The organism is Mesorhizobium sp. M0058, assembly GCF_040323095.1.
Lineage (GTDB): Bacteria > Pseudomonadota > Alphaproteobacteria > Rhizobiales > Rhizobiaceae > Mesorhizobium.
The window spans coordinates 177,932-200,581 of the sequence record NZ_JAMYUQ010000010.1 but is presented as its reverse complement, the minus strand read 5'-3'; the positions used below and the strand labels follow the sequence as shown (position 1 = coordinate 200,581).

Annotated in this window: 22 protein-coding genes; 10 read left to right on the top strand and 12 right to left on the bottom strand. The window is 62.7% G+C overall.

Going from position 1 to position 22,650, the window contains the following annotated elements:
* Nucleotides 1-1,188, bottom strand: a complete 1,188-nt coding sequence (locus NKJ75_RS19110) for an MlaE family ABC transporter permease (protein WP_023708615.1) — start codon at nt 1,186-1,188, stop codon at nt 1-3.
* A gap of 77 nt (nt 1,189-1,265) precedes the next feature.
* On the opposite strand from NKJ75_RS19110, the gene dgcA reads away from it, so the two are divergent.
* The gene (dgcA, locus tag NKJ75_RS19105; RefSeq protein ID WP_352500038.1) at nt 1,266-2,249 is read left to right on the top strand and encodes an N-acetyl-D-Glu racemase DgcA; all 984 of its coding nucleotides are present in this window, start codon (nt 1,266-1,268) and stop codon (nt 2,247-2,249) included.
* On the opposite strand, the gene NKJ75_RS19100 is transcribed toward dgcA, so the two are convergent.
* On the bottom strand, nt 2,220-3,434 hold the full coding sequence (locus NKJ75_RS19100) for an MFS transporter (protein WP_023834149.1): 1,215 nt from the start codon (nt 3,432-3,434) through the stop codon (nt 2,220-2,222). The two genes, dgcA and NKJ75_RS19100, sit on opposite strands and share 30 nt — an antisense overlap.
* 104 nt (nt 3,435-3,538) lie before the next feature.
* Nucleotides 3,539-4,354: a UDP-2,3-diacylglucosamine diphosphatase gene (locus tag NKJ75_RS19095; protein WP_023834150.1), complete on the bottom strand. Its 816-nt coding sequence runs from the start codon at nt 4,352-4,354 to the stop codon at nt 3,539-3,541.
* Nucleotides 4,355-4,474: 120 nt separating this feature from the next.
* Between NKJ75_RS19095 and NKJ75_RS19090 the strand changes: the two genes are divergently transcribed.
* Nucleotides 4,475-5,254, top strand: coding sequence for an SDR family oxidoreductase (locus tag NKJ75_RS19090; protein WP_023834151.1), 780 nt, complete (start codon nt 4,475-4,477; stop codon nt 5,252-5,254).
* Nucleotides 5,255-5,413: 159 nt separating this feature from the next.
* A complete protein-coding gene (locus NKJ75_RS19085) occupies nt 5,414-7,738 on the top strand; it encodes an NADP-dependent malic enzyme (RefSeq protein ID WP_023745999.1) in 2,325 nt (774 codons plus the stop codon).
* A 5-nt stretch (nt 7,739-7,743) separates the two neighbouring features.
* Here the strand turns inward: NKJ75_RS19085 and NKJ75_RS19080 are convergent, their stop codons facing one another.
* Nucleotides 7,744-8,364 (bottom strand): DUF1287 domain-containing protein, encoded by a 621-nt coding sequence (locus NKJ75_RS19080; protein ID WP_023745998.1) that lies wholly within the window; start codon nt 8,362-8,364, stop codon nt 7,744-7,746.
* 203 nt (nt 8,365-8,567) lie between these two features.
* Here NKJ75_RS19080 and NKJ75_RS19075 point away from each other — a divergent pair, with 203 nt between their 5' ends.
* Nucleotides 8,568-9,761 (top strand): DUF2865 domain-containing protein, encoded by a 1,194-nt coding sequence (locus NKJ75_RS19075; RefSeq protein ID WP_023745997.1) that lies wholly within the window; start codon nt 8,568-8,570, stop codon nt 9,759-9,761.
* Here the strand turns inward: NKJ75_RS19075 and gltX are convergent.
* Nucleotides 9,679-11,052, bottom strand: coding sequence for a glutamate--tRNA ligase (gltX, locus tag NKJ75_RS19070; RefSeq protein WP_023834153.1), 1,374 nt, complete (start codon nt 11,050-11,052; stop codon nt 9,679-9,681). The genes NKJ75_RS19075 and gltX overlap by 83 nt on opposite strands.
* 731 nt (nt 11,053-11,783) lie before the next feature.
* Between gltX and NKJ75_RS19065 the strand changes: the two genes are divergently transcribed.
* Genes NKJ75_RS19065 through NKJ75_RS19055 form a run of 3 tightly spaced genes read left to right on the top strand, consistent with a single transcriptional unit; the run spans nt 11,784 to nt 15,966 of the window.
* Nucleotides 11,784-15,548, top strand: coding sequence for a vitamin B12-dependent ribonucleotide reductase (locus NKJ75_RS19065; RefSeq protein ID WP_023745995.1), 3,765 nt, complete (start codon nt 11,784-11,786; stop codon nt 15,546-15,548).
* A gap of 6 nt (nt 15,549-15,554) precedes the next feature.
* Nucleotides 15,555-15,755, top strand: coding sequence for a type II toxin-antitoxin system HicA family toxin (locus NKJ75_RS19060; protein ID WP_023669047.1), 201 nt, complete (start codon nt 15,555-15,557; stop codon nt 15,753-15,755).
* 4 nt (nt 15,756-15,759) lie between these two features.
* A complete protein-coding gene (locus tag NKJ75_RS19055) occupies nt 15,760-15,966 on the top strand; it encodes a type II toxin-antitoxin system HicB family antitoxin (RefSeq protein ID WP_023669048.1) in 207 nt (68 codons plus the stop codon).
* A 23-nt stretch (nt 15,967-15,989) separates the two neighbouring features.
* Here the strand turns inward: NKJ75_RS19055 and NKJ75_RS19050 are convergent, their stop codons facing one another.
* Genes NKJ75_RS19050 through NKJ75_RS19040 form a run of 3 tightly spaced genes read right to left on the bottom strand, consistent with a single transcriptional unit; the run spans nt 15,990 to nt 18,122 of the window.
* On the bottom strand, nt 15,990-16,595 hold the full coding sequence (locus NKJ75_RS19050; RefSeq protein ID WP_023709748.1) for a hypothetical protein: 606 nt from the start codon (nt 16,593-16,595) through the stop codon (nt 15,990-15,992).
* A gap of 8 nt (nt 16,596-16,603) precedes the next feature.
* Nucleotides 16,604-17,137, bottom strand: a complete 534-nt coding sequence (locus tag NKJ75_RS19045; protein ID WP_245271257.1) for a hypothetical protein — start codon at nt 17,135-17,137, stop codon at nt 16,604-16,606.
* A 13-nt stretch (nt 17,138-17,150) separates the two neighbouring features.
* Nucleotides 17,151-18,122: a DUF3592 domain-containing protein gene (locus NKJ75_RS19040; RefSeq protein ID WP_023750756.1), complete on the bottom strand. Its 972-nt coding sequence runs from the start codon at nt 18,120-18,122 to the stop codon at nt 17,151-17,153.
* A gap of 163 nt (nt 18,123-18,285) precedes the next feature.
* On the opposite strand from NKJ75_RS19040, the gene NKJ75_RS19035 reads away from it, so the two are divergent.
* Entirely contained in the window at nt 18,286-19,227 is a 942-nt protein-coding gene (locus NKJ75_RS19035; RefSeq protein ID WP_031239324.1) for a phosphoribosylaminoimidazolesuccinocarboxamide synthase, read from the top strand.
* Between the two features lie 20 nt (nt 19,228-19,247).
* Here NKJ75_RS19035 and NKJ75_RS19030 read toward each other — a convergent pair whose 3' ends face one another.
* Genes NKJ75_RS19030 through NKJ75_RS19020 form a run of 3 tightly spaced genes read right to left on the bottom strand, consistent with a single transcriptional unit; the run spans nt 19,248 to nt 20,939 of the window.
* Nucleotides 19,248-20,132: a DMT family transporter gene (locus tag NKJ75_RS19030; RefSeq protein ID WP_023697600.1), complete on the bottom strand. Its 885-nt coding sequence runs from the start codon at nt 20,130-20,132 to the stop codon at nt 19,248-19,250.
* Nucleotides 20,129-20,737, bottom strand: a complete 609-nt coding sequence (locus tag NKJ75_RS19025; protein WP_023694158.1) for a class I SAM-dependent DNA methyltransferase — start codon at nt 20,735-20,737, stop codon at nt 20,129-20,131. Before NKJ75_RS19025 ends, NKJ75_RS19030 begins: the two co-directional genes overlap by 4 nt.
* Before the next feature lie 28 nt (nt 20,738-20,765).
* The gene (locus tag NKJ75_RS19020) at nt 20,766-20,939 is read right to left on the bottom strand and encodes a hypothetical protein (RefSeq protein ID WP_196813891.1); all 174 of its coding nucleotides are present in this window, start codon (nt 20,937-20,939) and stop codon (nt 20,766-20,768) included.
* Nucleotides 20,940-21,043: 104 nt separating this feature from the next.
* On the opposite strand from NKJ75_RS19020, the gene NKJ75_RS19015 reads away from it, so the two are divergent.
* Nucleotides 21,044-21,970 carry a LysR family transcriptional regulator gene (locus NKJ75_RS19015; RefSeq protein WP_023731194.1) on the top strand — a complete coding sequence of 309 codons (927 nt, stop codon included), beginning with the start codon at nt 21,044-21,046 and terminating at the stop codon, nt 21,968-21,970.
* 21 nt (nt 21,971-21,991) lie between these two features.
* Here NKJ75_RS19015 and NKJ75_RS19010 read toward each other — a convergent pair whose 3' ends face one another.
* A complete protein-coding gene (locus NKJ75_RS19010) occupies nt 21,992-22,498 on the bottom strand; it encodes a DUF2314 domain-containing protein (RefSeq protein WP_023700830.1) in 507 nt (168 codons plus the stop codon).
* Between NKJ75_RS19010 and NKJ75_RS19005 the strand changes: the two genes are divergently transcribed.
* Nucleotides 22,497-22,649: a hypothetical protein gene (locus NKJ75_RS19005; RefSeq protein WP_155923882.1), complete on the top strand. Its 153-nt coding sequence runs from the start codon at nt 22,497-22,499 to the stop codon at nt 22,647-22,649. The genes NKJ75_RS19010 and NKJ75_RS19005 overlap by 2 nt on opposite strands.
* The last annotated feature ends 1 nt before the right edge of the window (nt 22,650 follow it).

Here is a 22,650-nt window from a genome sequence, read left to right as displayed (position 1 = left end):
TCAAAACTCGATCGATGCGTAGAAGATGGCAAAAAGGCCATCGAGGATGATGACAACGAAGATCGATTTCACAACCGAGGCGGTGACGTGCAGACCCAGCGATTCGGCGCTGCCGCCGACCTTCATGCCTTCTACGGAAGCAATGGTGCCGATGATCATGGCCATGAACGGCGCCTTGATCAGCCCGGCGAAGATGGTGCTGATATCGATTGCCCCGCGCAGCCGGTCGATGAAGGCCGTCGGCGCAATACCGGAATAAAGCCAGGCGGCTAGGATGCCGCCGCCAAGAGCGGCAAAATTGGCGACGATGGTGAGACAGGGCAGCGCGATCACCAGCGCCACCAGGCGCGGAAACACCAGCACGCCGATCGGGTTGAGGCCGATGACCTTCAGCGCGTCGACCTCCTCGCGCATCTTCATCGAGCCGATCTCGGCGGTGATGGCGCTGCCGGAACGGCCGGCGATCATGATGGCGGTCATCAGCACGCCGAGCTCGCGCAGGATCAGCACGCCGACCAGATCGACAACGAAAATGTTGGCGCCGAAATAATTGAGCTGGTAGGCGCCCTGCTGGGCGACGATGGCGCCGACGATCGCCGACATCAGCACCACCACGGGGATGGCGCCGACCCCCATGCGATCGATCTGGTTGAAGATCGCCGCCGGATTGATGGCATGGCCGCGCCCGAGCTTCATCTGGGCGCCGCCGATGGTGGCGCCGAGGATGTTCATCGAGGCGAGGAAATCGTCGCGCATCTCATAGATGCGGCGGCCGACCGCCTCCAGCCCGCGGAGGATGATGTTGGGGCGCCGGACGCCGCGCGATTCGGGCTCGCGCCGGACAGCTTCGCCAACGGCGCCGAGCAGGATCGAGGCGACATCGCTTTGCCCCTGCATCTTGATCTCGACACCCTTCTTTTCGAAGACACTGACCAGGCGATCGATCAGCCAGGCTCCGGCGGTGTCCATCTTCTCGATGTGGGAAAGATCCAAAGCGAGCGTCTGGAAGCCTTTGCGCTGCTCGATCTTGCGCATCTCGGCGTCGATCAGCGCCACTGTCGTCGTCGTCCAGATGCCGGAGAAAGCGCAGCCGAGGACGCCGCCCTCCTCGCCGACCGCAACGCGGGGCTGGTGGTCGGCCTCCTTGGCGGCGTTGCCGCTTGCGTCGCGTTTGCCGATGGTCAACATGGCGTCCTGTTTAGCCTGACGGGTCGTACCTGTCGATTTGCCGACGACGCGTTGTCGCATAGCCGGAGCAGAAAATTATGGCGCGTGTCATTTCGGTTGAGGCCGAGCGTTTTCCTATTGCCGGCACCTTCACCATCTCGCGCGGGTCGAAGACCGAAGCCGAAGTCATTACCTGCACGATCAGCGATGGGGACAATCGAGGTTGGGGCGAATGCGTCCCCTACAAGCGCTATGGCGAGACCATGGAGGGGGTGCGCGACGCCGTCGAGGCCATGCGCCGGCAGATAGAAGGCGGCATCAGCCGCAAGGACCTGCTCGATGCGATGCTGGCGGGTGCTGCCCGCAACGCCATCGATTGCGCGTTGTGGGACCTGGAGGCCAAGATCAGCGGCGTTGCGGTCGCGGACGCCATCCATGCTGTGCCCTTGTCGGCGCTGGAGACGGCCTACACGCTGTCGCTAGGCGAGCCGGAGGCAATGGCGGCGCAAGCCCGCGCCAATGCCGGGCGGCCGCTGCTCAAGGTCAAGATTGGCGGCGACAACGACATGGCCCGCATCCGCGCCGTGACCGAAGCGGCGCCCGACAGCCGCATCATCCTCGACGCCAATGAAGGCTGGACCGATGCCAACATCATCGAGAATCTCGCTTTCGCCGCCGAACATGGCATAGCCCTGATCGAACAGCCGCTTCCCGCCGGCCATGATGCCATCCTGCGCCACATCGCGCATCCGGTGCCGATCTGCGCAGACGAAAGCGTCCACGAGGCGAAGGACCTCGAAGCGCTTGTCGGCCTCTATGACGCCGTCAACATCAAGCTCGACAAATCCGGCGGCCTGACCGCCGCCCTTACCCTTCGCAACCGCGCCCGGGAGCTGGGATTCGGCGTGATGGTCGGCTGCATGGTCGGCACGTCGCTGGCGATGGCGCCGGCAGTGCTTTTGGCGCAAGGCGCCGACTTCGTCGACCTTGACGGTCCGCTGCTGCTTGCCCGCGACCGCCAGCCCGGCCTCGTGTACCAGGGGTCGCTGGTGTCACCGCCTGACAGGATGCTGTGGGGCTGAACGCGCGGCGAGCCCGATCAGCGCCAGGCCGACGATGGCGATCGGGATCATCGCCAGGAAGCCGTCGACGCCGTAGCGCTCGTAAAGCGGGCCGGACGCCAGCGTCACCGCCGCCATGAAGAAGCCGTTGAAGAAATAGGCAATGCCTTGCGCCGCACCCGTGCGTTCTTCCGAAACCGTTTCGCCGATCATCTTCTGCAGGCCGATCAACACCATCGCCACCGACACCGAATGCAGGGTCTGGACGCCGAAGAAACCGGCGACGCCAAGCCCGAGTGGCCAGATCAGCGGAAAGGCGATCCAGCGCACGATGGAGCCGATGCCGGCGATCAGCATCACCTTGACGACCGAGACCGAGGCAAAAATACCGTTGAAAAACAAGAACATGCAGACCTCGGCCACCACGCCCCAGGCCCACAGCAGGCCAACGACGGAATCGCTGATGCCGACCGATTTCCAGTAGATGGAGACAAAGCCGTAGAGGAAGGCATGGCTGGCGGTGATGATGCCGACGCCGAGGGTGAAATACAGGAAATACGGATTGAGAAGGCTCGGCGCCTGATGCTGGATGTCGGCGGCCGAAAGCGGCGAAGCCCGGCGCGGGCGGCCAAGCCGCGGCGCCAGCAATCCGGCGACGAGCGCGGCAGACAATGCCGCAAAGATGATTACCGGCACGGCCTGCGGGCTCGTCCAGGCCAGGATAAAGCCGCCTGCGACGTTGGCGCAGAGATAGGAAATCGAGCCCCATTTGCGCATCGCGGTGTAGTTCGAGCCGAAGCGGCGCACGCCCGACAGCGCGAGCGAATCGGCGATCGGCGAATGCGGCGTCCACACCACCGTCAGCGCCAGCGATACGGCAAGCACCGCCGCATAGGTGGGAGTGAGGAAATAGCCGGCGGAAAGCACCATCGTCGTGGCCACCAGCGCAATATAGACATCGGCCCTGTCCTTCGCCCGGTCCGCCAGCGCGGTCAGCAGCGGCGTCGTCACCACGCGCAGGAACATCGGCGCGGCCAGGATGATGGCGATCTGCTCGGCGTGGAAACCCTGGGCATGCAGCCACAGCGGGAAATAAGGCACATGCGTTCCCAGCGACACGAACAATGTCGCGAAGATCAGGCTCATGCGCAGTTCGAAATGGCGCGGCTTGACGAGTTGTTCAGGCGAGAGCGGCGGCAGCGACATGAATCGATCCAATTACGCTGCACAAAGGGCTGCAACGCAGATCGATCCCTTAACATGCGCGAAAGCGGTCCGAAACTGCCTGGACCAGTCGATTAACAGGAGGGTTATGCCGCTTCGACGACCCTGTCTTCGATCAGCAAGGGGATGAACGGCTCGTCCGGTGCTTCGGGCAGCACCAGCGCCCAGTGGATGATCTCCATCTTGCCGTCGAAATGTTCGACCACCGCCGTGCAGCTCTCCACCCAGTCGCCGGTGTTGATGTACTGCACATCCTCATAAGTCTCGATCGCGGCGTGATGGATGTGGCCGCAGATGACGCCGTCGACATGCGAGCGGCGGGCCTCCTCGGTCAGCACCGTCTGGAACGAGCCGATGAAGTTGACCGCCTTCTTGACCTTGACCTTGGCCCAGGACGAGAACGACCAGTAGGGAAGCCCAAGCAGGTGGCGCAGCCTCGTCACCGCGCGGTTGACCAGCATCGCCGCGTCATAGGCGTAATCGCCGAGATAGGCCAGCCAGCGTGCATTGTGGACGACGGTGTCGAACTGGTCGCCGTGGATGACCAGCAGGCGCCTGCCATCGGCGGTTTCGTGGATGGCGCGGTCGGCAACGACGATGCCGCCGAAATGCACGCCTTGGAACTGGCGCGCGAATTCGTCGTGATTGCCGGCGATATAGGTGATCGAGGTGCCCTTGCGCGCCTTGCGCAGCAGTTTCTGGACGACGTCATTGTGGCTCTGCGGCCAATGCCAGCTGCGCCGCAGACGCCAGCCGTCGACGACGTCTCCGACGAGATAGATGATATCGGCGTCGTGATACCGCAGGAAATCGATCAGGAACTCGGCCTTGGCCGCCTTCGATCCGAGATGCAGGTCGGATATGAACATGCTGCGGAAAGTGCGGGTTTCTGTACCGGACATCAGATCGTCACCGTTGCTTTCGCGCAGGCTATGCCCCGATTCATGCAACAACCGTATGACGGTTGCGATTGGGCCAGCCAAAGGGCTAGCGTGCCGCGCCATTCACAGGAGAAAATCGTCATGGATCTCGGCATCAAGGGCAAGAAAGCCATCGTCTGCGCATCGAGCAAAGGGCTGGGCCGCGGCTGCGCCATGGCGCTGGCCGAGGCCGGCTGCGATCTCGTTGTCAACGGCCGCAATGCCGAGCTGCTGGCAAAAACCGCAGCCGAACTGCGCGAACGCTACGGCGTGAAGGTGACCGAGATCGTCGGCGACGTCTCGAAACCCGAGGTGCAGAAGGCAATCCTGACCGCCTGCCCCGACCCGGATATCCTGGTCAACAACAATGGCGGCCCGCCCTTGCGCGATCTCCGCGAACTCGACCGCGCAAAGATCCTCGAAGGCGTGACGCAGAACATGGTGACGCCGATCGAACTGGTGCAGGCCGTCATCGACGGCATGGCCAAGCGCGGCTTCGGCCGCATCGTCAACATCACCTCGCTGTCGGTCTACGTCCCGATTCCCGGCCTCGATCTGTCGTCCGGCGCGCGCGCCGGCCTGACCTCGTTCCTGGCCGGCGTGGCGCGCACGGTGATCGACCGCAACGTCACCATCAACAGTCTGCTGCCGGGCAAGCTCGACACCGACCGGCTGCGCGGCCCGCATGAGGCCGGCACGATGGAAGACCCGGCAGCGGCCGCAGCGCGCAAGACCCGCATCAGCGCCGACGTTCCGGCCAAGCGACTCGGCACGCCGGAAGAGTTCGGCCAGATCTGCGCCTTTCTGTGCTCGGTCCATGCCGGTTATCTCACCGGCCAGAACATCCCCGTCGATGGCGGCCTCTATGTCAGCGCGTTCTGAAGGGCTCGATGGATAATCGGTAGGATTTCCCCGCAACCAACTGAAATAATTCGATCTTTCCGGACCGGGTTGTTTTAGCAGCTCTTGCGTCATTTGGCGTCGCGAAAAACCATTCTTGCGTGCTAAAAGGCTGCAAAGCAGGTTTGAGGGAGCGGCCGCATGGAAGGCGAGAACAAGAAAACGGCACGTTCGGACCTCGACGAAGCCGCCCTCTACTTCCACAAGCATCCAAGGCCGGGAAAGCTCGAGATCCAGGCGACCAAGCCACTCGGCAACCAGCGCGATCTGGCGCTGGCCTATTCGCCTGGTGTTGCCGCCCCCTGCCTCGAAATCCGCGACAATCCGGCGACCGCCGCCGACTACACGGCGCGCGCCAATCTTGTCGGCGTCGTCTCCAACGGCTCGGCCGTTCTCGGCCTCGGCAATATCGGCCCGCTCGCCTCCAAGCCGGTGATGGAAGGCAAGGCGGTGCTGTTCAAGAAATTCGCCGGCATCGACGTCTTCGACATCGAGATCGACGCGCCGGGCATAGAGCGCATGGTCGAGACGATCTCGGCGCTGGAACCGACATTCGGCGGCATCAATCTCGAGGACATCAAGGCGCCCGAATGCTTCGAGGTCGAGGCGCAGTTGAAGGCCCGCATGGGCATTCCCGTCTTCCATGACGACCAGCATGGCACCGCCATCATCGTCGCCGCCGCGGTGCTCAACGGGCTGGAATTCGCCGGCAAGACCATTTCCGACATCAAGATCGTCACCTCAGGCGCCGGTGCGGCAGCGCTCGCCTGCCTCAACCTGTTGGTCTCGCTTGGCGCCAAGGTAGAGAATATCTGGGTCACCGACCGCTTCGGCGTCGCCTACAAGGGCCGCACCGACGAGATGGATCGCTGGAAAGACCCATATGTGAAGGACACCGAGGCGCGCACGCTGGCCGATGTGATCCTTGGCGCCGACGTTTTTCTCGGCCTGTCGGCCGCCGGCGTGCTGAAGCCGGAATTGCTTGATCATATGGCGCCTAAGCCGTTGATCCTGGCGCTGGCCAACCCCAATCCCGAGATCATGCCGGAGGTCGCGCGCGCCGCCCGTCCCGACGCGATGATCTGCACCGGCCGTTCCGATTTTCCCAATCAGGTCAACAACGTGCTTTGTTTTCCTTACATCTTCCGCGGTGCGCTGGACTGCGGCGCCAGCGCCATCAACGAGGAGATGAAGATGGCCGCGGTCAGGGCAATTGCTGCCCTTGCCCGCGAGGAACCATCCGACGTCGCCGCCCGCGCCTATTCCGGCGAGACGCCGATCTTCGGACCCGACTTCCTGATCCCCTCGCCCTTCGATCCCCGCCTGATCCTGCGCATCGCGCCGGCGGTGGCCAAGGCTGCCTGCGACACCGGCGTCGCGACAAGGCCGATCACCGACTTCGCCGCCTATATCGACCAGCTCAACCGCTTCGTCTTCCGCTCCGGCCTGGTGATGAAGCCGGTGTTTTCGTCGGCCAAGGCGTCGACCGCCAAGCGCGTCATCTATGCCGACGGCGAGGATGAGCGCGTGTTGCGCGCAGCCCAGGTGGTGCTGGAGGAAGGCATTGCCGAGCCGATCCTGATCGGCCGCCCGCACGTCATCGAGGTCAGGCTGAAGCGCTACGGCCTGCGTATCAAGCCGGGCGTCGATTTCGGCCTGATCAACCCGGAAGACGATCCGCGCTACCGCCATTATGTCGACCTGTTGATCGAGCTTGCCGGCCGGCGCGGCGTGACGACGGAGGCCGCGCGCACCATGGTGCGCACCGACAATACGGTGATTGCGGCACTGGCCCTCAAACGCGGCGACGCCGACGCCATGATCTGCGGCCTCGAGGGCCGTTTCGAGCGGCATCTGCGCAATGTGACGCTGGTCATCGGACCACGCGCGGGCGTCAAGGACCGCGACCTGTCGACGCTGTCGATGCTAATCTCGCAGCGCGGCATCATCTTCCTCACCGACACCCATGTCTCGGTCGACCCGACGGCCGAGGAAATCGCCGAAATGACCATATTGGCGGCGGAGGAAATCCAGCGCTTCGGCATCGAGCCGAAGGCGGCGCTGCTGTCGCATTCGGATTTCGGCTCGCGCGATTCTCCCAGCGCGCTGAAGATGCGGCAGGCAGCGGCGATCCTGGCGCGCGTTGCGCCCGACCTGCAATGCGACGGCGAGATGCATGCCGATTCAGCCCTGTCGGAGCATCTGCGCCAGCGCGTCTATCCGCATTCGCGGCTGAAGGGCGAAGCCAATCTCCTGGTGTTCCCCAACCTCGACTCCGCCAACATCACGCTGACCGCGCTGCGCACGATGATGGATGCGCTGCATGTCGGTCCGATCCTGCTTGGCACCGACAAGCCGGCGCATATTTTGACGCCGTCGGTGACGTCGCGCGGCGTCGTCAATATGACGGCGCTGGCGGTGGTCGAGGCGGCGCACAAGGCGCAGGCGGTGGTTCATTTCGGCTGAGTTTCTCACGCAGGCGCGAAGCGGTAATGCCCGGTCTGCTTGAAGGCGAACAGCGTGTCCTCCTCGCGGGCGCCCGACCCGATATTGTGGATGACCAGCGCTCGTTCCGGCACGTCCGCCGTGCGTTCGGATGAGACGATGACGATGTGCGGCAGGTTGCCGGGCAGCATCTGGGTGACGATATCGCCCGGCTGAAAGTCGGGAGGATACTCGCTGGCGGGCAAGGAAACTCCCTTGCGCCCGAAAAATGCGGCAAGATTCCCGACCCGTCGGTGGTCGATGTTTCGATCGGTCGCTTTCAGACCCCAGGTCTTGGGATAGGCGGCGAAATTGGCGGCCATATCCTCATGCACCAGTTTCTGCAGGTCGAGATTGAAGGCGCGGCGATAGGCGCGCACGATGACATCCGTGCACACGCCCCTATCCGGCGCGACGTCGCCACCGGGATAGCCGAGGCGGACATAGGCCGGGTCGTAGAAGGTGGTGACGCCGATCTGCTCACGCGCGGCTTCGACCAATTTGCTGCGCCAGTCCGGAGCGGCTGGATTTTCCTGCGCCCGGGCGGCGGGCGCCGCCAGGCACAGGAGGCCGAACTGCAGTGCGGTTCGACGGGTAATCGCGGTCATGCCAGGTCCCCGGGGCATTGCTGGATCGTGGGATAATTCCGGGGCGATTGCGCCTTTTTCATGCAGCGGTGAGATCGCACAGTTGCCGCCCTATCCAAACGCCTCCTGCAACGCCTCTATGGGCTAAGACCATCTTTGGTTGTAGATTGAGGGAACGGTTAACCGCGAATCCGGTAGACAGGCAGGCAAGCGGGGTTCGGGCAATGACGGGCGGACGATGGAGGCTGAAGCACCTGGCTGCGCTGCTCGGCGCGCTTGTGCTTTCGGCCGTCGCCACCACTGAAACGCAGGCCGCCTCCCGCGTTTGCCGTCAACTGGAAGCCGAGCTTGCTTCTTCATCGAATGGCGGCGGCAATTCCAGCATGGTGCGGAAGTATGACAAGGCCATCTCCCGCCAGTTCGAACAGCTATCAAAGGTGCGCGGTCGTGCGAGCGATGCGAATTGCGGGTTTTCGCTGTTTTCGCGCAATGTCAGCCAATGTGCTGCGCTGAACAGCAGCATCGATCGCATGAACGCCAATCTCGATGCGTTGCAAGCCAAGCGCGCGCAGCTTGCCGGCGGCTCGCGGGGCGACCGCGGCCGCATCCTGGCCGCGCTCGACGCCAATGGCTGCCGCGACGAGCCCGCGCCGCGCCGGGAGCCGCTGCAGGAAGCCAGCCGCGAACCCGACGACGGCAATCTGTTCGACCAGCTTTTCGGCGGCAACCGGCAGATCGACACGCTCGATCAGCCCGATGATCCCGGCGAGGAGCGCAATGTGCGCCGGGTGCTCAATCAGCCCGGCGTGCCGGATTTCCCGACGGTCGGCGGCGAGTTCCATACGAGCTGCGTGCGCACCTGCGACGGCTATTTCTTCCCGATGTCGAACTCGGCTTCGCTCGGCGATTTCGAGCGCGACCAGAAGAATTGCGAATCGAGCTGCCCCGGCACCGAAATGCAGGTGTTCTATTCGCGCGGCATGGAAGACGATTCGGCCAACATGACGTCGTCGGTGACCGGCAGGCCCTACAGCGAGTTGCCGACCGCCTATCTCTACAAACAGCCCAACATGTCGCGGCCGCTGGCTTGTGGCTGCAATGCGCAGGCCGGAAATTTCGAGATCATCGGCGGCAACCCGCCACCGCCCGAGCAATCGCAGCCTGATACCGAGACAACGCCATTCATTCCGGTGCCGGCGGCCAAACCCGATCCGGGCGCGGATCCGGAGACGCTGGCGAACGTACAAGGCGGGCTCGACCGCGCTGCCATCAAGCGCCTTGCCGTCAAACCGGTGGTGTCGCCGGTGTCGCTGATCCCGCCGGACCAGCGCAAGGTCAGGGTCGTCGGGCCAACGTTCCTTCCCGACCCAGCAGCGGCAATAGATCTGCAAGCTCCGGCCCGGAAGCAAGTCCGGTAAGCGCCAGTCTCAGCGGCATGAACAGCGCCTTGCCCTTGCGGCCGCTGGCTTCCCTGATCCTGGCCGTCCAGTCCTTCCACACCGTTCCGGTCCACGGCTCTTCCGGCAACAGGTCGAAGGCCTGCTGCAGGAAGTCGCGATCCTCGTCGGAAAATTCCGGCGCGGGCTGCGGGCCGTCGGCAAGGATACGCCACCAGCCGACCGCGTCGCTCAGCCGGTCGAGATTGCCACGCACCGCCAGCCATAACGGCTCGGCCTTGTCGCCGGAGATGCCGAGCACGATCAGCCGATCCCGCGCCTCGGAAAACGGCATGTGGTGCATGAGCGCACGATTGAGCACGAACAGCTCGTCCGGGTCGAATTTGGCCGCCGATTTCGACGTAGCGGCGGGATCGAAGCGCGCGGCCAGTGCCGGCATGTCATGCACCGCCGCGACATTTTCCGAGGTGCCGACAAGGACGGCCAGCGAAGCCACAGCCATCGGTTCGATGCCCTCCTCGCGCAGGCTTTCGATCGACAGCGCACCGCTGCGCTTCGACAGGCCCTCGCCCGAGGCCGTGGTCAAGAGATTGTGGTGGCCGAAGACAGGCGGCTCGGCGCCCAATGCCTTGAACAGCGCGATCTGCACGCCGGTGTTGGTGACGTGGTCGTCGCCGCGGATAACATGACTGACCCCCATCTCGATGTCGTCGACGACCGAAGGCAGCGTGTAGAGATAAGTGCCGTCCTCGCGCCGCAGCACCGGATCGGACAGTGAGGCCAGATCGACGGTTTCCTCGCCGCGCACCAGATCGTTCCAGTGCACTTCGGTGCGTTCGGGCTGCAGCGGATCGCTGGTGAAATTCGGCAGCAGAAAGCGCCAGTGCGGCCGGCGCCCGTCCGACCGGTATTCGGCGATCTGCTGCTGCGAAAGCGCCAGCGCCTCGCGACCATAGACCGGCGGCAGGCCGCGCGTGCGGCGCACCTTGCGGCGCAGGTCGAGTTCTTCGGGGGTCTCGTAGCAGGGATAGACAACGCCGGCTCTCTGCAGCCGCTCCACCGCCGCGTCGTAAGTTTCGAAGCGCCGCGACTGGTATTCGGTGGCGTCGGGAAAAATCCCCAGCCAGTGCAGGTCGTAGAGGATGGCGTCGGAAAATTCCTGCCTCGAGCGGGCAATGTCTGTGTCGTCGAAGCGCTGGATGAAACGGCCCTTGTTGTTCATGGCAAACAGCCAGTTGAACAAGGCGGTGCGGGCATTGCCGATATGAATGCGGCCGGTTGGTGAGGGGGCAAAACGGACGGTAACTGTCATGGGCGGGGCGTAACGGATGCTCTTGGAATTGACAAGACGCGCCCCCGCGCGACGCCAAAGACATAATGCACGCCAGCTAAAATGAAAAGGCTGTGAGCCAGAATCCGGCCGGGCCTGTCTCGGGTGAACCGCTCACCAGCGGTCCACGCCGGCAGAATCGGGCTTTCCTCAGCCGCTTTTTGTCCCCGTTATCCACATATGTGACACACAAGATGTTGGGGTCACAAAAGCTACGCAAACGAATCCTTGACGACGCAAACCGAGTCGCCTTTTATGTGCCATGTGCTCTTGTTGAGGGCGCGACCGGAGAGTTTCGAGCCCGGTCATTTTCCCGGATTTTGTGCGTTTTGGCCATGATTTCCGCCTGTTTACGAGGCTGGCGGAAGCGTTGGATCGTGGGGGCTTCGGGAGCGAAAAGGGAGATTTGTCGGACTGGAATAAATTGTCTGTTAACACTATATTTAGTGTTTGCAGGCAGGTTCGACGCTAGATAGTGTGAATTTCCCTCGGTCGAGGGAATCGAGGAAAAATTCAGTTTTGAGGGACCCGCAGGGTTCGGCGCAGAGTTGGAACAGCGGCTTCGTAAGAAGCTCGACCAGCAAGGCGACGAAGACTGCCACAAGGAGAGCCGGTGTTTTCGAACGCCGGCAGACGGCGGACATGCGCGTTTCGCATTGGGGGCAGAAATCCCCGGGGAAAAGCGCTATATATAGACAAAAGGGACCGGACCAATGCGCATCGAGCGTCGTTTCACCAAGCCAGGCCAATCAGCTTACGCGGAGATCGAATTCCGCAAGGCGCTTTCGGAGATCAAGAATCCGGACGGCTCGGTGGTGTTCCGCTTGGACAATATCGATGTGCCGGCGCAGTTCTCGCAGGTTGCCGCCGACATCCTGGCGCAGAAGTATTTCCGCAAGGCCGGCGTGCCCGCGCGCCTGAAGAAGGTCGAGGAGAACGACGTCCCCTCCTTCCTGTGGCGCTCCGTCGCCGACGAGGCCGAGCTTGCCAAGCTGCCGGAAGCCGAGCGCTACGGTTCCGAAATCGACGCCCGCCAGGTCTTCGACCGGCTGGCCGGCACCTGGACCTATTGGGGCTACAAGGGCGGCTACTTCAAGTCGGAAGAAGACGCCAGCGCCTTCCGCGACGAACTCGCCTACATGCTCGCCACCCAGCGCGTTGCGCCGAACTCGCCGCAATGGTTCAATACCGGCCTGCACTGGGCCTACGGCATCGATGGCCCGAGCCAGGGCCACTATTATGTCGACCCGTTCACCGGCAAGCTGACCAAGTCGAAGTCCTCCTACGAGCATCCGCAGCCGCATGCCTGCTTCATCCAGGGCGTGCAGGACGATCTCGTCAACGAAGGCGGCATCATGGACCTGTGGGTGCGTGAAGCGCGTCTGTTCAAATATGGCTCGGGCACCGGCTCCAATTTCTCCATGCTGCGCGGCGAAGGCGAAAAGCTGTCGGGCGGCGGCCGTTCGTCCGGCCTGATGAGCTTCCTCAAGATCGGCGACCGCGCGGCGGGCGCAATCAAGTCGGGCGGCACCACGCGTCGTGCGGCCAAGATGGTCATTGTCGACGCCGACCATCCCGATATCGAGGAATTCATCGACTGGAAGGTCAATGAAGAGCAGAAGGTGGCGTCGCTGGTCACCGGCTCCAAGATCGTCAAAAAACATCTCGAAGCGATCATGAAGGCCTGCATCAATTGCGAAGGCCATGATGACGATTGCTTCGACCCGTCGATCAACACCGCGCTGAAGCGCGAGATCAAGGCGGCCAAGAAGTCGGCCGTGCCGGAGAACTACATCTACCGCGTCATCCAGTTCGCCAAGCAGGGCTACACCGCGATGTCGTTCAAGACCTACGACACCGACTGGGATTCCGACGCCTACCTCACCGTTTCCGGCCAGAACTCCAACAATTCGGTGTCGCTGAAGGACAACTTCCTGCGCGCCGTCGAGGACGACGCCGACTGGCATCTGACCGCCCGCAAGGACGGCAAGGTGCTGAAGACGCTGAAGGCACGCGACCTCTGGGAAAAGATCGGCTACGCCGCCTGGGCTTCGGCCGATCCGGGCCTGCATTTCAACACGACGATGAACGACTGGCACACCTGCGCTTCGGCCGGTGCGATCCGGGCCTCCAATCCGTGCTCGGAATACATGTTCCTCGACGACACGGCCTGCAACCTGGCCTCGATCAACCTGCTGCCCTACCGCAATGCCGACGGCACGATCGACATCGCCGCCTACGAGCACACGGTGCGGCTGTGGACCGTCGTCCTCGAAATCTCGGTGATGATGGCGCAGTTCCCGTCGAAGGAGATCGCCAAGCAGTCCTACGAATACCGCACGCTCGGCCTCGGCTATGCCAACATTGGCGGCCTGCTGATGACGTCCGGCATTCCCTATGACTCCGACGAGGGCCGCGCCATCTGCGCAGCGCTCACCGCCATCATGACCGGCACTGCCTATGCCACCTCGGCCGAGATGGCTGGCGAGCTCGGCGCCTTCGCCGATTACGACCGCAATGCGCAGAACATGCTGCGCGTCATGCGCAACCATCGCCGTGCCGCCTATGGCGAGAAACAGGGCTACGAGAAACTCGCCGTCAATCCGGTGCCGCTGGTCGCGTCCGACCTGAAGCAGCAGGAATTGGCCACGCACGCCAAGGCTGCCTGGGACCGCGCCATCGAACTCGGCGAAGAGCATGGCTACCGCAACGCGCAGGCGACCGTGATTGCGCCGACCGGCACGATCGGCCTGGTCATGGATTGCGATACCACCGGCATCGAGCCCGACTTCGCGCTGGTGAAGTTCAAGAAGCTCGCTGGCGGCGGCTACTTCAAGATCATCAACCGCGCCGTGCCGGAAGCGCTGCGCACGCTGGGCTATTCCGAGAGCCAGCTCGCCGAGATCGAGGCTTACGCTGTCGGCCACGGCAACATGAACCAGGCGCCGGCGGTCAACCCCGGCTCGCTCAAGGCGAAGGGTTTTACTGACGACAAGATCGCGGCGCTCAATGCGGCGCTGAAGTCGGCCTTCGACATCAAGTTCGTCTTCAACCAGTGGACGCTGGGCGCCGACTGGGTGAAGGAGACGTTCGGCTTCACCGACGAGCAGCTCAACGACTTCTCGTTCGAGATGCTGCCGGCGCTCGGGTTCTCCAGGAAGGACATCGAAGCCGCCAACATCCATGTCTGCGGTGCGATGACCCTGGAAGGCGCGCCCTTCCTCAAGGCCGAGCATCTCGCGGTGTTCGACTGCGCCAGCCCGTGCGGCAAGATCGGCAAGCGCTCGCTGTCCATCAACAGCCACATCCAGATGATGGCGGCGGCACAGCCTTTCATCTCCGGCGCCATCTCCAAGACCATCAACATGCCCAACGATGCGACGGTGGAAGACGCCAAGGGCGCCTACATGCTGTCGTGGAAGCTGGCGCTGAAGGCCAACGCGCTCTATCGCGACGGCTCGAAGCTGTCGCAGCCGCTCAATTCGTCGCTGCTCGCCGACAGCGAGGACGACGAGGACGACGCGGTCGAGCAGTTGATCGCGGCGCCCGCTTCACAGCGCGCCGTGCAAGTGACCGAGAAGATCGTCGAACGCGTCATCGAACGTCTCTATCGCGATCGTGAAAAACTGCCGAACCGCCGCAAGGGATACACCCAGAAAGCGGTGGTCGGCGGCCATAAGGTCTACCTGCGCACGGGCGAATTCGATGACGGCCGCATCGGCGAGATCTTCATCGACATGCACAAGGAAGGCGCGGCTTTCCGGGCGATGATGAACAACTTCGCCATCGCCATCTCGCTTGGCTTGCAATATGGCGTGCCGCTCGAGGAATTCGTCGAGGCCTTCACCTTCACCAAGTTCGAGCCGGCCGGAATGGTGCAGGGCAACGACGCGATCAAGAATGCGACGTCGATCCTCGACTACGTGTTCCGCGAACTCGCCGTGTCCTACCTCGGCCGCCACGACCTCGCCCATGTCGACCAGTCGGATTTCGACAAGACGGCGCTCGGACGCGGCATCAACGAAGGCAAGGCGACGCCGTTCTCGAAGGGCCTTACCCGCGGCGCCTCGCCGGTCAAGTTGGTGTCTGGCCTAGGTGGCGAACCCAAGGGTTTTGCCGGATCACCTGCCGCGGCCCCTGCCCGGGTCACCCCAACTGCGTTCTCAGGCTCCAATGTGCTGGCGCTTAAACCAGCAAGCGACGAAGCCATCGCCTACAAGCGCGACTATGAGGAGCGAGCCAAGGAATTGGTCGAAGATATTGTTTCCGAGGAGGCTGCCGACCCCACCGGGTTGTTCACCGACGAAGCAGCGAAAGAAGCGGCCGAGGCAAAGGCGCTTGCCTCCACGCGCCGTCAGCAATCCTTGATGCAAGGCTACACCGGCAACGAATGCTCGGAATGCCACAACTTCACCATGGTGCGGAACGGCACCTGCGAGAAGTGCGATACCTGCGGCTCGACGAGCGGGTGCAGCTGAGAACTCATGCCGCCTCGGCTTACAGTCCGCGAAGTCATTCGCCTGCTGGAGACCGACGGTTGGTATCTGGTTGCAACCAAGGGCAGCCATCGCCAATATAAGCACAAAACCAAAGCCGGCCGCGTCACCGTGGCCGGCAAACCGTCTGAAGAGGTTGCGCCAGGAACACTGAACAGCATCCTCAAGCAGTCCGGTTTGAAGGAGTGATTGTATGCGTTACGCGGTGGTGATTGAAAAAGCAGGCAACAATTTCTCTGCCTATGTGCCGGACCTACCCGGCTGCATCGCAACTGGTGCTACCGTGCCAGAAGTAGAAATCGAAATTCGCGACGCTATACGCTTTCACATCGAGGGCTTGCGCGCCGATGGGCTGGAGGTACCCAAAGGAATCAGTCTCGCGGAATATGTAGAGGCATAAGCGGTAGCCTTCAGGACAACATCCTATCCCGGCACCCGCAGCGTCTGCTCGTCAAACAACGGCTCGTCCTGCCCCGCACGCACAAACAGCAGCTTGTGCCCCTCGCCCGCCGGCACCTCGAAGTACTGGATGCCGTCGGGCATTTCGCCCCAGTCGCCGCAGGGTGGTTCGGGAACGTCATCACTCACCACCGCTTTCAGCTCTTTGGCATAGGCAGCATCAGGGCTGAATGTGTAGCGTTTGACGCCGGCGGGCACGGTGCCCTCGGTGTAGGGCGCCAGCACGCAGCGGGCGCTGACTGATTTGTCGGTCTTTTCCAGCAACAGGCGCAGCACCGCGGCCTCGGCGGTTTCGCCCGATTTGATGTCGAACACCTCGACCAGCGGATCGGGCGCGCCGCCATCGCTGTATTTGATGGCGAGTGCGCCGCCGACGAATTCGAAATGGATCTGGCGGAAGCCGAAATCGCATCGCTGCACCCAGGCGGCGAGGCCGACCGTCTTGTCGGTCAGTTTTTCCCAGACGCATTTGTCGATCGGCGGGCGCGACGGCGACGGCTCGTCCGCATATGCAGCGGCTGATATCGCCGCGGCGGCAAACAGCACGCAAATCCAGACAATTGATCTCATGGCGCTATTCATCGCTGCATCCTGTCAATGTGAAGGCGTCCCACGCCGAGCCGTCCGGATTTGGCATTGGCGAAATCGGCAAATTCGGTGAAGCCCGCGCCGAAATCGGGCAGCAACAGCCCTTTCGGCGCCGGTGTCGCTTCGCGCGAATTCAGCTGCTCGGCGCCGCCTCCGGTCAAGGCATAGACCTGGCCCATCCATATCCGGCAGAGACCGCTGCCATCCTCCAGCCCCGCTTCGCGGTCGTCGTCGGTGCAGGCGTGGTGGATGGTGCCGAGCGGAAGCGAATTTTTGCCATTGGTCCAGGTGATGTCGGCCGGCAAGCGCGTGCCGGTGTTGGGCACAGTCACCGAAAACACTTCGGCCGTCAGTGCCGCCGGCTCATTGTTCAGCGGCCGGAATTGCATCACCGCGCCCGAACGCGGCTCGCGGTAGGTGGCATGGCTGAGCAGACATTCTTTTGCGCTCGCTGCCTGCACGGCGCCGAGCAGAGCCAGGGAAACGACAGCCAGCCTGCGGACGATCATTGGATGTCTTGTCATGAAAGTGGGCGCCTCAGATAAAACCGACCAGCCACGCCGCGCCGCCCAGCAACGCGGCCGAACAGACCCACAGCAGCCAAAGCCCGCGCACCCTGCATTCGAGCACTGCCGAGGCGGGGTTGGCTGGGTCGTAATGCACGTCGACCTTGCCGCCCTCGGCATAGCTGCGCCCTTGGCCGCTGACGAGGCCGGGCATTGAAGCGGTGACCGTGGCGCCGAAGGTTACGCGATCGGAGGTGTAGCGCTGGCCGGCGACGCCGTAGCTGTAAACGATGCGGGATTTGAAGACGGTGCTCCAGCGTCGATGGCCGCTGTAGTTTCGTAGCGCCTGCAGACCGGAGGAATCGATGCGGCCGGGCGCGACCGGCCATTTTGCCGCCTGCTCGGCAAGCGACTTCTGGACGAAGGCCATGCGCAGGATCATCAGGCCCATGAACAGCAGCAGCGCTCCGGCGCCGAGGTTCTGCGGCTTGGGCAGGTGCGGCCGGATCGCCTCCAGCACGCCACCGAGCGAAAACACCAACACCACCGTGCCGATCACCAGCCAGGCCGAGAGCTTGACCATGAACTTGAAGGCGCCGTCCGGCAGGGTGCGTTCGATCACGGCCTTGCCCGGATCGGCCGGATTGTAGAAGACGGTCACTTCAGCGCCGGTGGGAAACTGCGCCAGGGTTTCGGTGACTTCGAAATTCCCCAGATTCTCCTTCACGCTGTAGCGCGAGCTTTGATATTTCTTTTTACCGACCTTGTATTCGAAGGTGATCGCCGGAAAATTGCGCATCTCGGTGGTGTCGCTGCTGTCCGAGCCGACGCCCGACCTTCTGACTTCACGCGCCTCGACGCGCGACGAGATGATCTTGCCCGGCGCCGGCAGCCAGTGGCTCATCGCCTGCACCTCGCGCCATTTGACGAAGGTGATGAACGACAGACCACCCGCGATCGCGCAGGCAAATCCGACAATCAGAAATTTGAGCTCTACGTCCACCGCGTCCCCCAGGAGTGCAGGAAGCTGCAAATAGATAGCACGGCGAAGGCAATGTCTTGATTATTCGCAAAGGACGAACCGCCCTTCCTCGGGTATCGAAGCCCCGCCAACTTTGTTAAGAGTCGCCCAAACTGTTAGGAGCCATGAGACCAGGATGACAGCACTGCGCGTTCTCTCGGATGCCTTCATTCCGGAACTCCCGAACCACTACAAAGGCAAGGTCCGCGAGAATTACGATCTGCCGGATGGCCGCCGCATCATCATCGCCACCGACCGGCTGAGCGCCTTCGATGTGATCCTGACCGCTGTCCCGCTCAAGGGCGAACTGCTGACCCAGACGGCGCGCTACTGGTTCGAGGAAACGGCGGACATCTGCCCCAACCATGTGCTCGATTATCCCGACCCCAATGTCGTCGTCGGCACCAGGCTCGACATTCTGCCGGTGGAAATCGTCGTTCGCGACTACCTCGCCGGCACCACCAGCACTTCGGTGCTGACGAAATACAAGAACGGCGAACGCGATATGTACGGCATCCGCCTGCCGGACGGACTGCGCGACAATGAGAAGCTGCCGCAGGCCATCATCACGCCGACCAGCAAGGCGCTCGATGGCGGCCATGACGAGCCCTTGACGCGTGACGAGATCCTGACGCGCGGCCTGTTGTCGGAAGAGCAATGGGACACCGTCTCGCGCTATGCGCTGGCGCTGTTTGCGCGCGGCAAAGCGTTGGCCGCCAAGCGCGGCCTGATCCTAGTCGACACCAAATACGAGTTCGGCACGGACAAGGATGGCGCCATCATCCTTGCCGATGAAATCCATACGCCCGACTCAAGCCGCTACTGGCTTGCGGCAAGCTATGAAGAGCGTTTCAAGGCAGGCGAGCGGCCGCAAAGTTTCGACAAGGACTTTATTCGCGCCTGGGTAACCGCGCGCTGCGATCCCTACAAGGACCGTATTCCGAAAATCCCCGCCGAACTCATCGAGCAGACGTCGCGTGTCTATACGCAGGCCTTTGAGACCATCACAGGCAAGACCTTCACCGCCGATATCTCGGGAAAGACGGTGCTGGACCGCATTCGCGAGAACCTGCGACCTTATTTCTGACGGCGGCTGGCGGCCGCCGGTCAACTTGCCGAGGTCGCGGACACGGACGGTTCTGGCGGAGCGCGCCACGTGCCGAGATATGATCCGCACAGGATGAGCGCGAAGGCCGCGACAATGCCGATATCGAGCGGCTCCGAAAGCACGAGCACGCCGGCTGCCACGGAGACGGCGGGCGCCACATAGGTTATGACGACCGCCCGTTCGGGGCCGATCTCCCGCACCAGCAAGAAGTAGGTGGCGAAGGCAATCGCCGTGCAAAACACGCCAAGACCGAGGATTGCGCCAACCACCGTTGTCGACGGCATGGCCGCCGGCCAGGCCAACGCCGCCGGCACAGCGTAGATCAGCGCGGCCCCTGCCAGACAGACTGCCGTCAGCGAGGTTGCCGGCACATCGTTCAGCCAGCGCGACGCGATGATCGAACCCGAGGCATAGCAGGCCGCGGCCATGAGAATCTCGACGACCGCGAGAAATCCGCCACCCAAGGTCGGCAGCGCCAGCACGAAAACACCGGCAAAACCGAGGAAAAGGCCGGTCCAGCGGCGTATCCCCAGCCGCTCATCCGAGCCCATCAGCTTGGAGAGCGCGACGGTTACGGCCGGCGTCATGGCAATCAGCAGTCCGGCGGTGGAACTGTCGATGCTGACTTCGCCATGGGTGATCAGCCCCCATGGCAGGATCATCTCGACCAGACAGAATGCGGCGACCGCCCGCCAATGTGTCTTCAGCCATCCGAAACTGCGCTGGACAAGGACGAAGGGCAGCAGCGCCAGGGCGCCGACGGCTGTTCGGGCAAAGACCAGGAAGGGCACCGACACCTCGGCAACCGCCAGCTTGATCAACAAATAGGGAATGCCCCACAGGAGGCTGAGCAGCACGAACAAAAACAGTCCGCGGCGCGTCATGACGGCCTCACAGCCAGAAAGGTGGTCCACTCTTCGCGATCGCGGCCGACGTTGAATTCGTCTCCGACAAGAACCAGCCCGGCGTTTTCGAGGCGGGCCGCGAAGTCGTCCCTGCGCCAGTAGACCGTATGATATTCGCCGCTCTTCTCGCCGTCGCCAATGCGCATCGAGACGAGGAAGGCGCCGCCCGGCCGCAGCGACCCGGCAATCTTGGCAAGCACCTGGTCGGCCTGCTCGCGCGGCACGTGGATCAGGACGCACAATGCGAGCACCGCGTCGTAGGGGCCGCCGAGATCGTCGGTGATGAGATCGAGAAACTCACCATGCTTGCCGCGTGCGGCCTGCAACTCGAGAAACCGCTTCGTTGCGTCTGTGCGCCGAACCTGGACACCGAGCCCTTCGACGAAGTCCGCATCGTATCCGGGTCCCGAACCGACTTCAAGAATCCGGCCACCTTTGCCGGCGATCTTCACCAGGCGCTTCAGCCATTTCTGTTCTCTTTGGTTCGGAACGTGCCGCACCAGAGCGTCGTAGCGTTCGGCATAGTCCTCATAGGCGTTGATCGTTTGTCGGCTCTTCGCCAGATCCTCGGATAACACAGTCATCTTTCCCTCCCCTGGTCAAAGAGCTTGCTTAGCCAATGGTGCCGGGAGGCACGCGTCCGTCAAGCATGCCGATATCCCTGAGGAAATGATCCGACAGCGAGCGGCGGTCGAGCAGGCCGTGCTTGCGAGGTCTGAACGGCGCGGTGAAGAGGTCGAGCATCGGCCGGCGAAGCGTGTTGTAGAGAGCGATGGTGGTGGTCATTGCCGTATCCTCCAGGGTTTGATCCGATGAATGCAGCATGCCGTTTTCCGGGCTTGGTTTCCAATCGAACGTCGCGTAGTATGCATCAGCAGGATTGATGCGTCATGAGCTGGGAACTGCCACCATTAGGAGCCATCAGGGTCTTTGAAGCCGCGGCCCGGCTGGGCAGTTTCACCAAGGCAGCCGAAGAACTCGGCATGACCCAATCAGCTGCCAGCTATCAGATAAAGGTGCTGGAAGAACGTGCCGGAACGCCGCTTTTCGTAAGAAAAACAAGGCAGATCGCGCTGACCGAGGCCGGACAGCAGCTGGCGCCGCACGCAACAGGCGCGTTCTCGACCCTGGCCGACGCATGGGTCGCCACCAAGGGTGGAGCGACCGGCGTGCTGTCGGTGACGACGATGGAAACCTTCGCATCGAACTGGCTGGCCGTATGGCTTGGAACATTCCAGCTGATGCATCCCGACCTTGCCGTGAAGGTGAATACATCGCACGGGCTGGTCGATTTCACGCGCGGCGACATGGATGTCGGCATTCGCACCGGCAGTGGAAATTGGCCGGGACTGACGGCTCACTATCTGTTCAAGGCGGACTATACGCCGATGCTCAGCCCGAGACTCGCCGAAAGCGTCGGCGGCATCCACCGCCCCGAGGATCTCTACCAACTGCCGCTATGCTGTGCCGACGATCCCTGGTGGGAAATCTGGTTCAAGGCTGCCGGCGTGCCGTTCGAGCCCGATCGCGTCATCGCTGGCCCGAAACTGGGTACGCAGGCCTATGATGCGATGGCGGCGCTAACCGACAAGGGCGCCGCGATCCTGACCAAAAACCTTTACAGCGCCCTGTTGGAAAAGGGCCAGTTGATACAGCCATTCGGCGTGCTTGGATCGGACGGCGACGGCTATTGGCTGGTGCATCTGGAGAGCCGCCGCAACGCGCCCAAAATCAAGGTGTTTCGCGACTGGGTGCTGGCGCAGACGGCAGAGATACGCGAACGCGAAAAGCGCGACAGCCCTCTAGGCCCGCGATAAAACTCGCCCGCGCCTCAACCCTCAGTCCTTGAAGGTCAACCCGTACTTTGCAACCTGCTCCTTCGGCATATCCGCAAGCGCCTGGCGCGTGGTGTAGCCGCCGTAGATCACCTTGCCGTTCTTGATCATCCAGTCCTCGACGTCGGCCTCGGTTACCGTCATCCTGTCGCCCATCTTGTACTTGTTGCCATTGACCGGCACGTCAGCAAGCAGGCCGATATAGGAGCCTTCGCTGTAGCCCACCAGCTGCAGCCAAATATGCTCGGTGGCGCCGTTCTGGGTCAGCGGGAATTTTACCGTGTAGGTGCCCGGCGTGCCGGCGTCCATCAGTTCGTGGAAGCGCTTGAGGGTCGAGCGGCCGCTGTCCTTGGCGGCCTGCATCGCCTTGTCCTCGGTGGAATAGGACACGACGTTCTGCTTCGACTCCGCCAGCGAAGCGCCACTTCCGCCCGGCATGTGGCCGAGCGAACTGAAAAACCCGTAGCCGACGGCGGCGGCAAGTGCGACAGCCACAACTGGATTGCGCATGGATCCCTCCGAAAACCCGATCACGGGCACGTTACCGGAAGGCTGTTGCGATACCGCTAAAGGACACAGTGAGCGGATCGTTAGCGAGACGCTGAAAATTCAACCCAAGGCGCAGCGGCAGGCAGCGCAGGCGCACCGGCACCGGGCCTGAC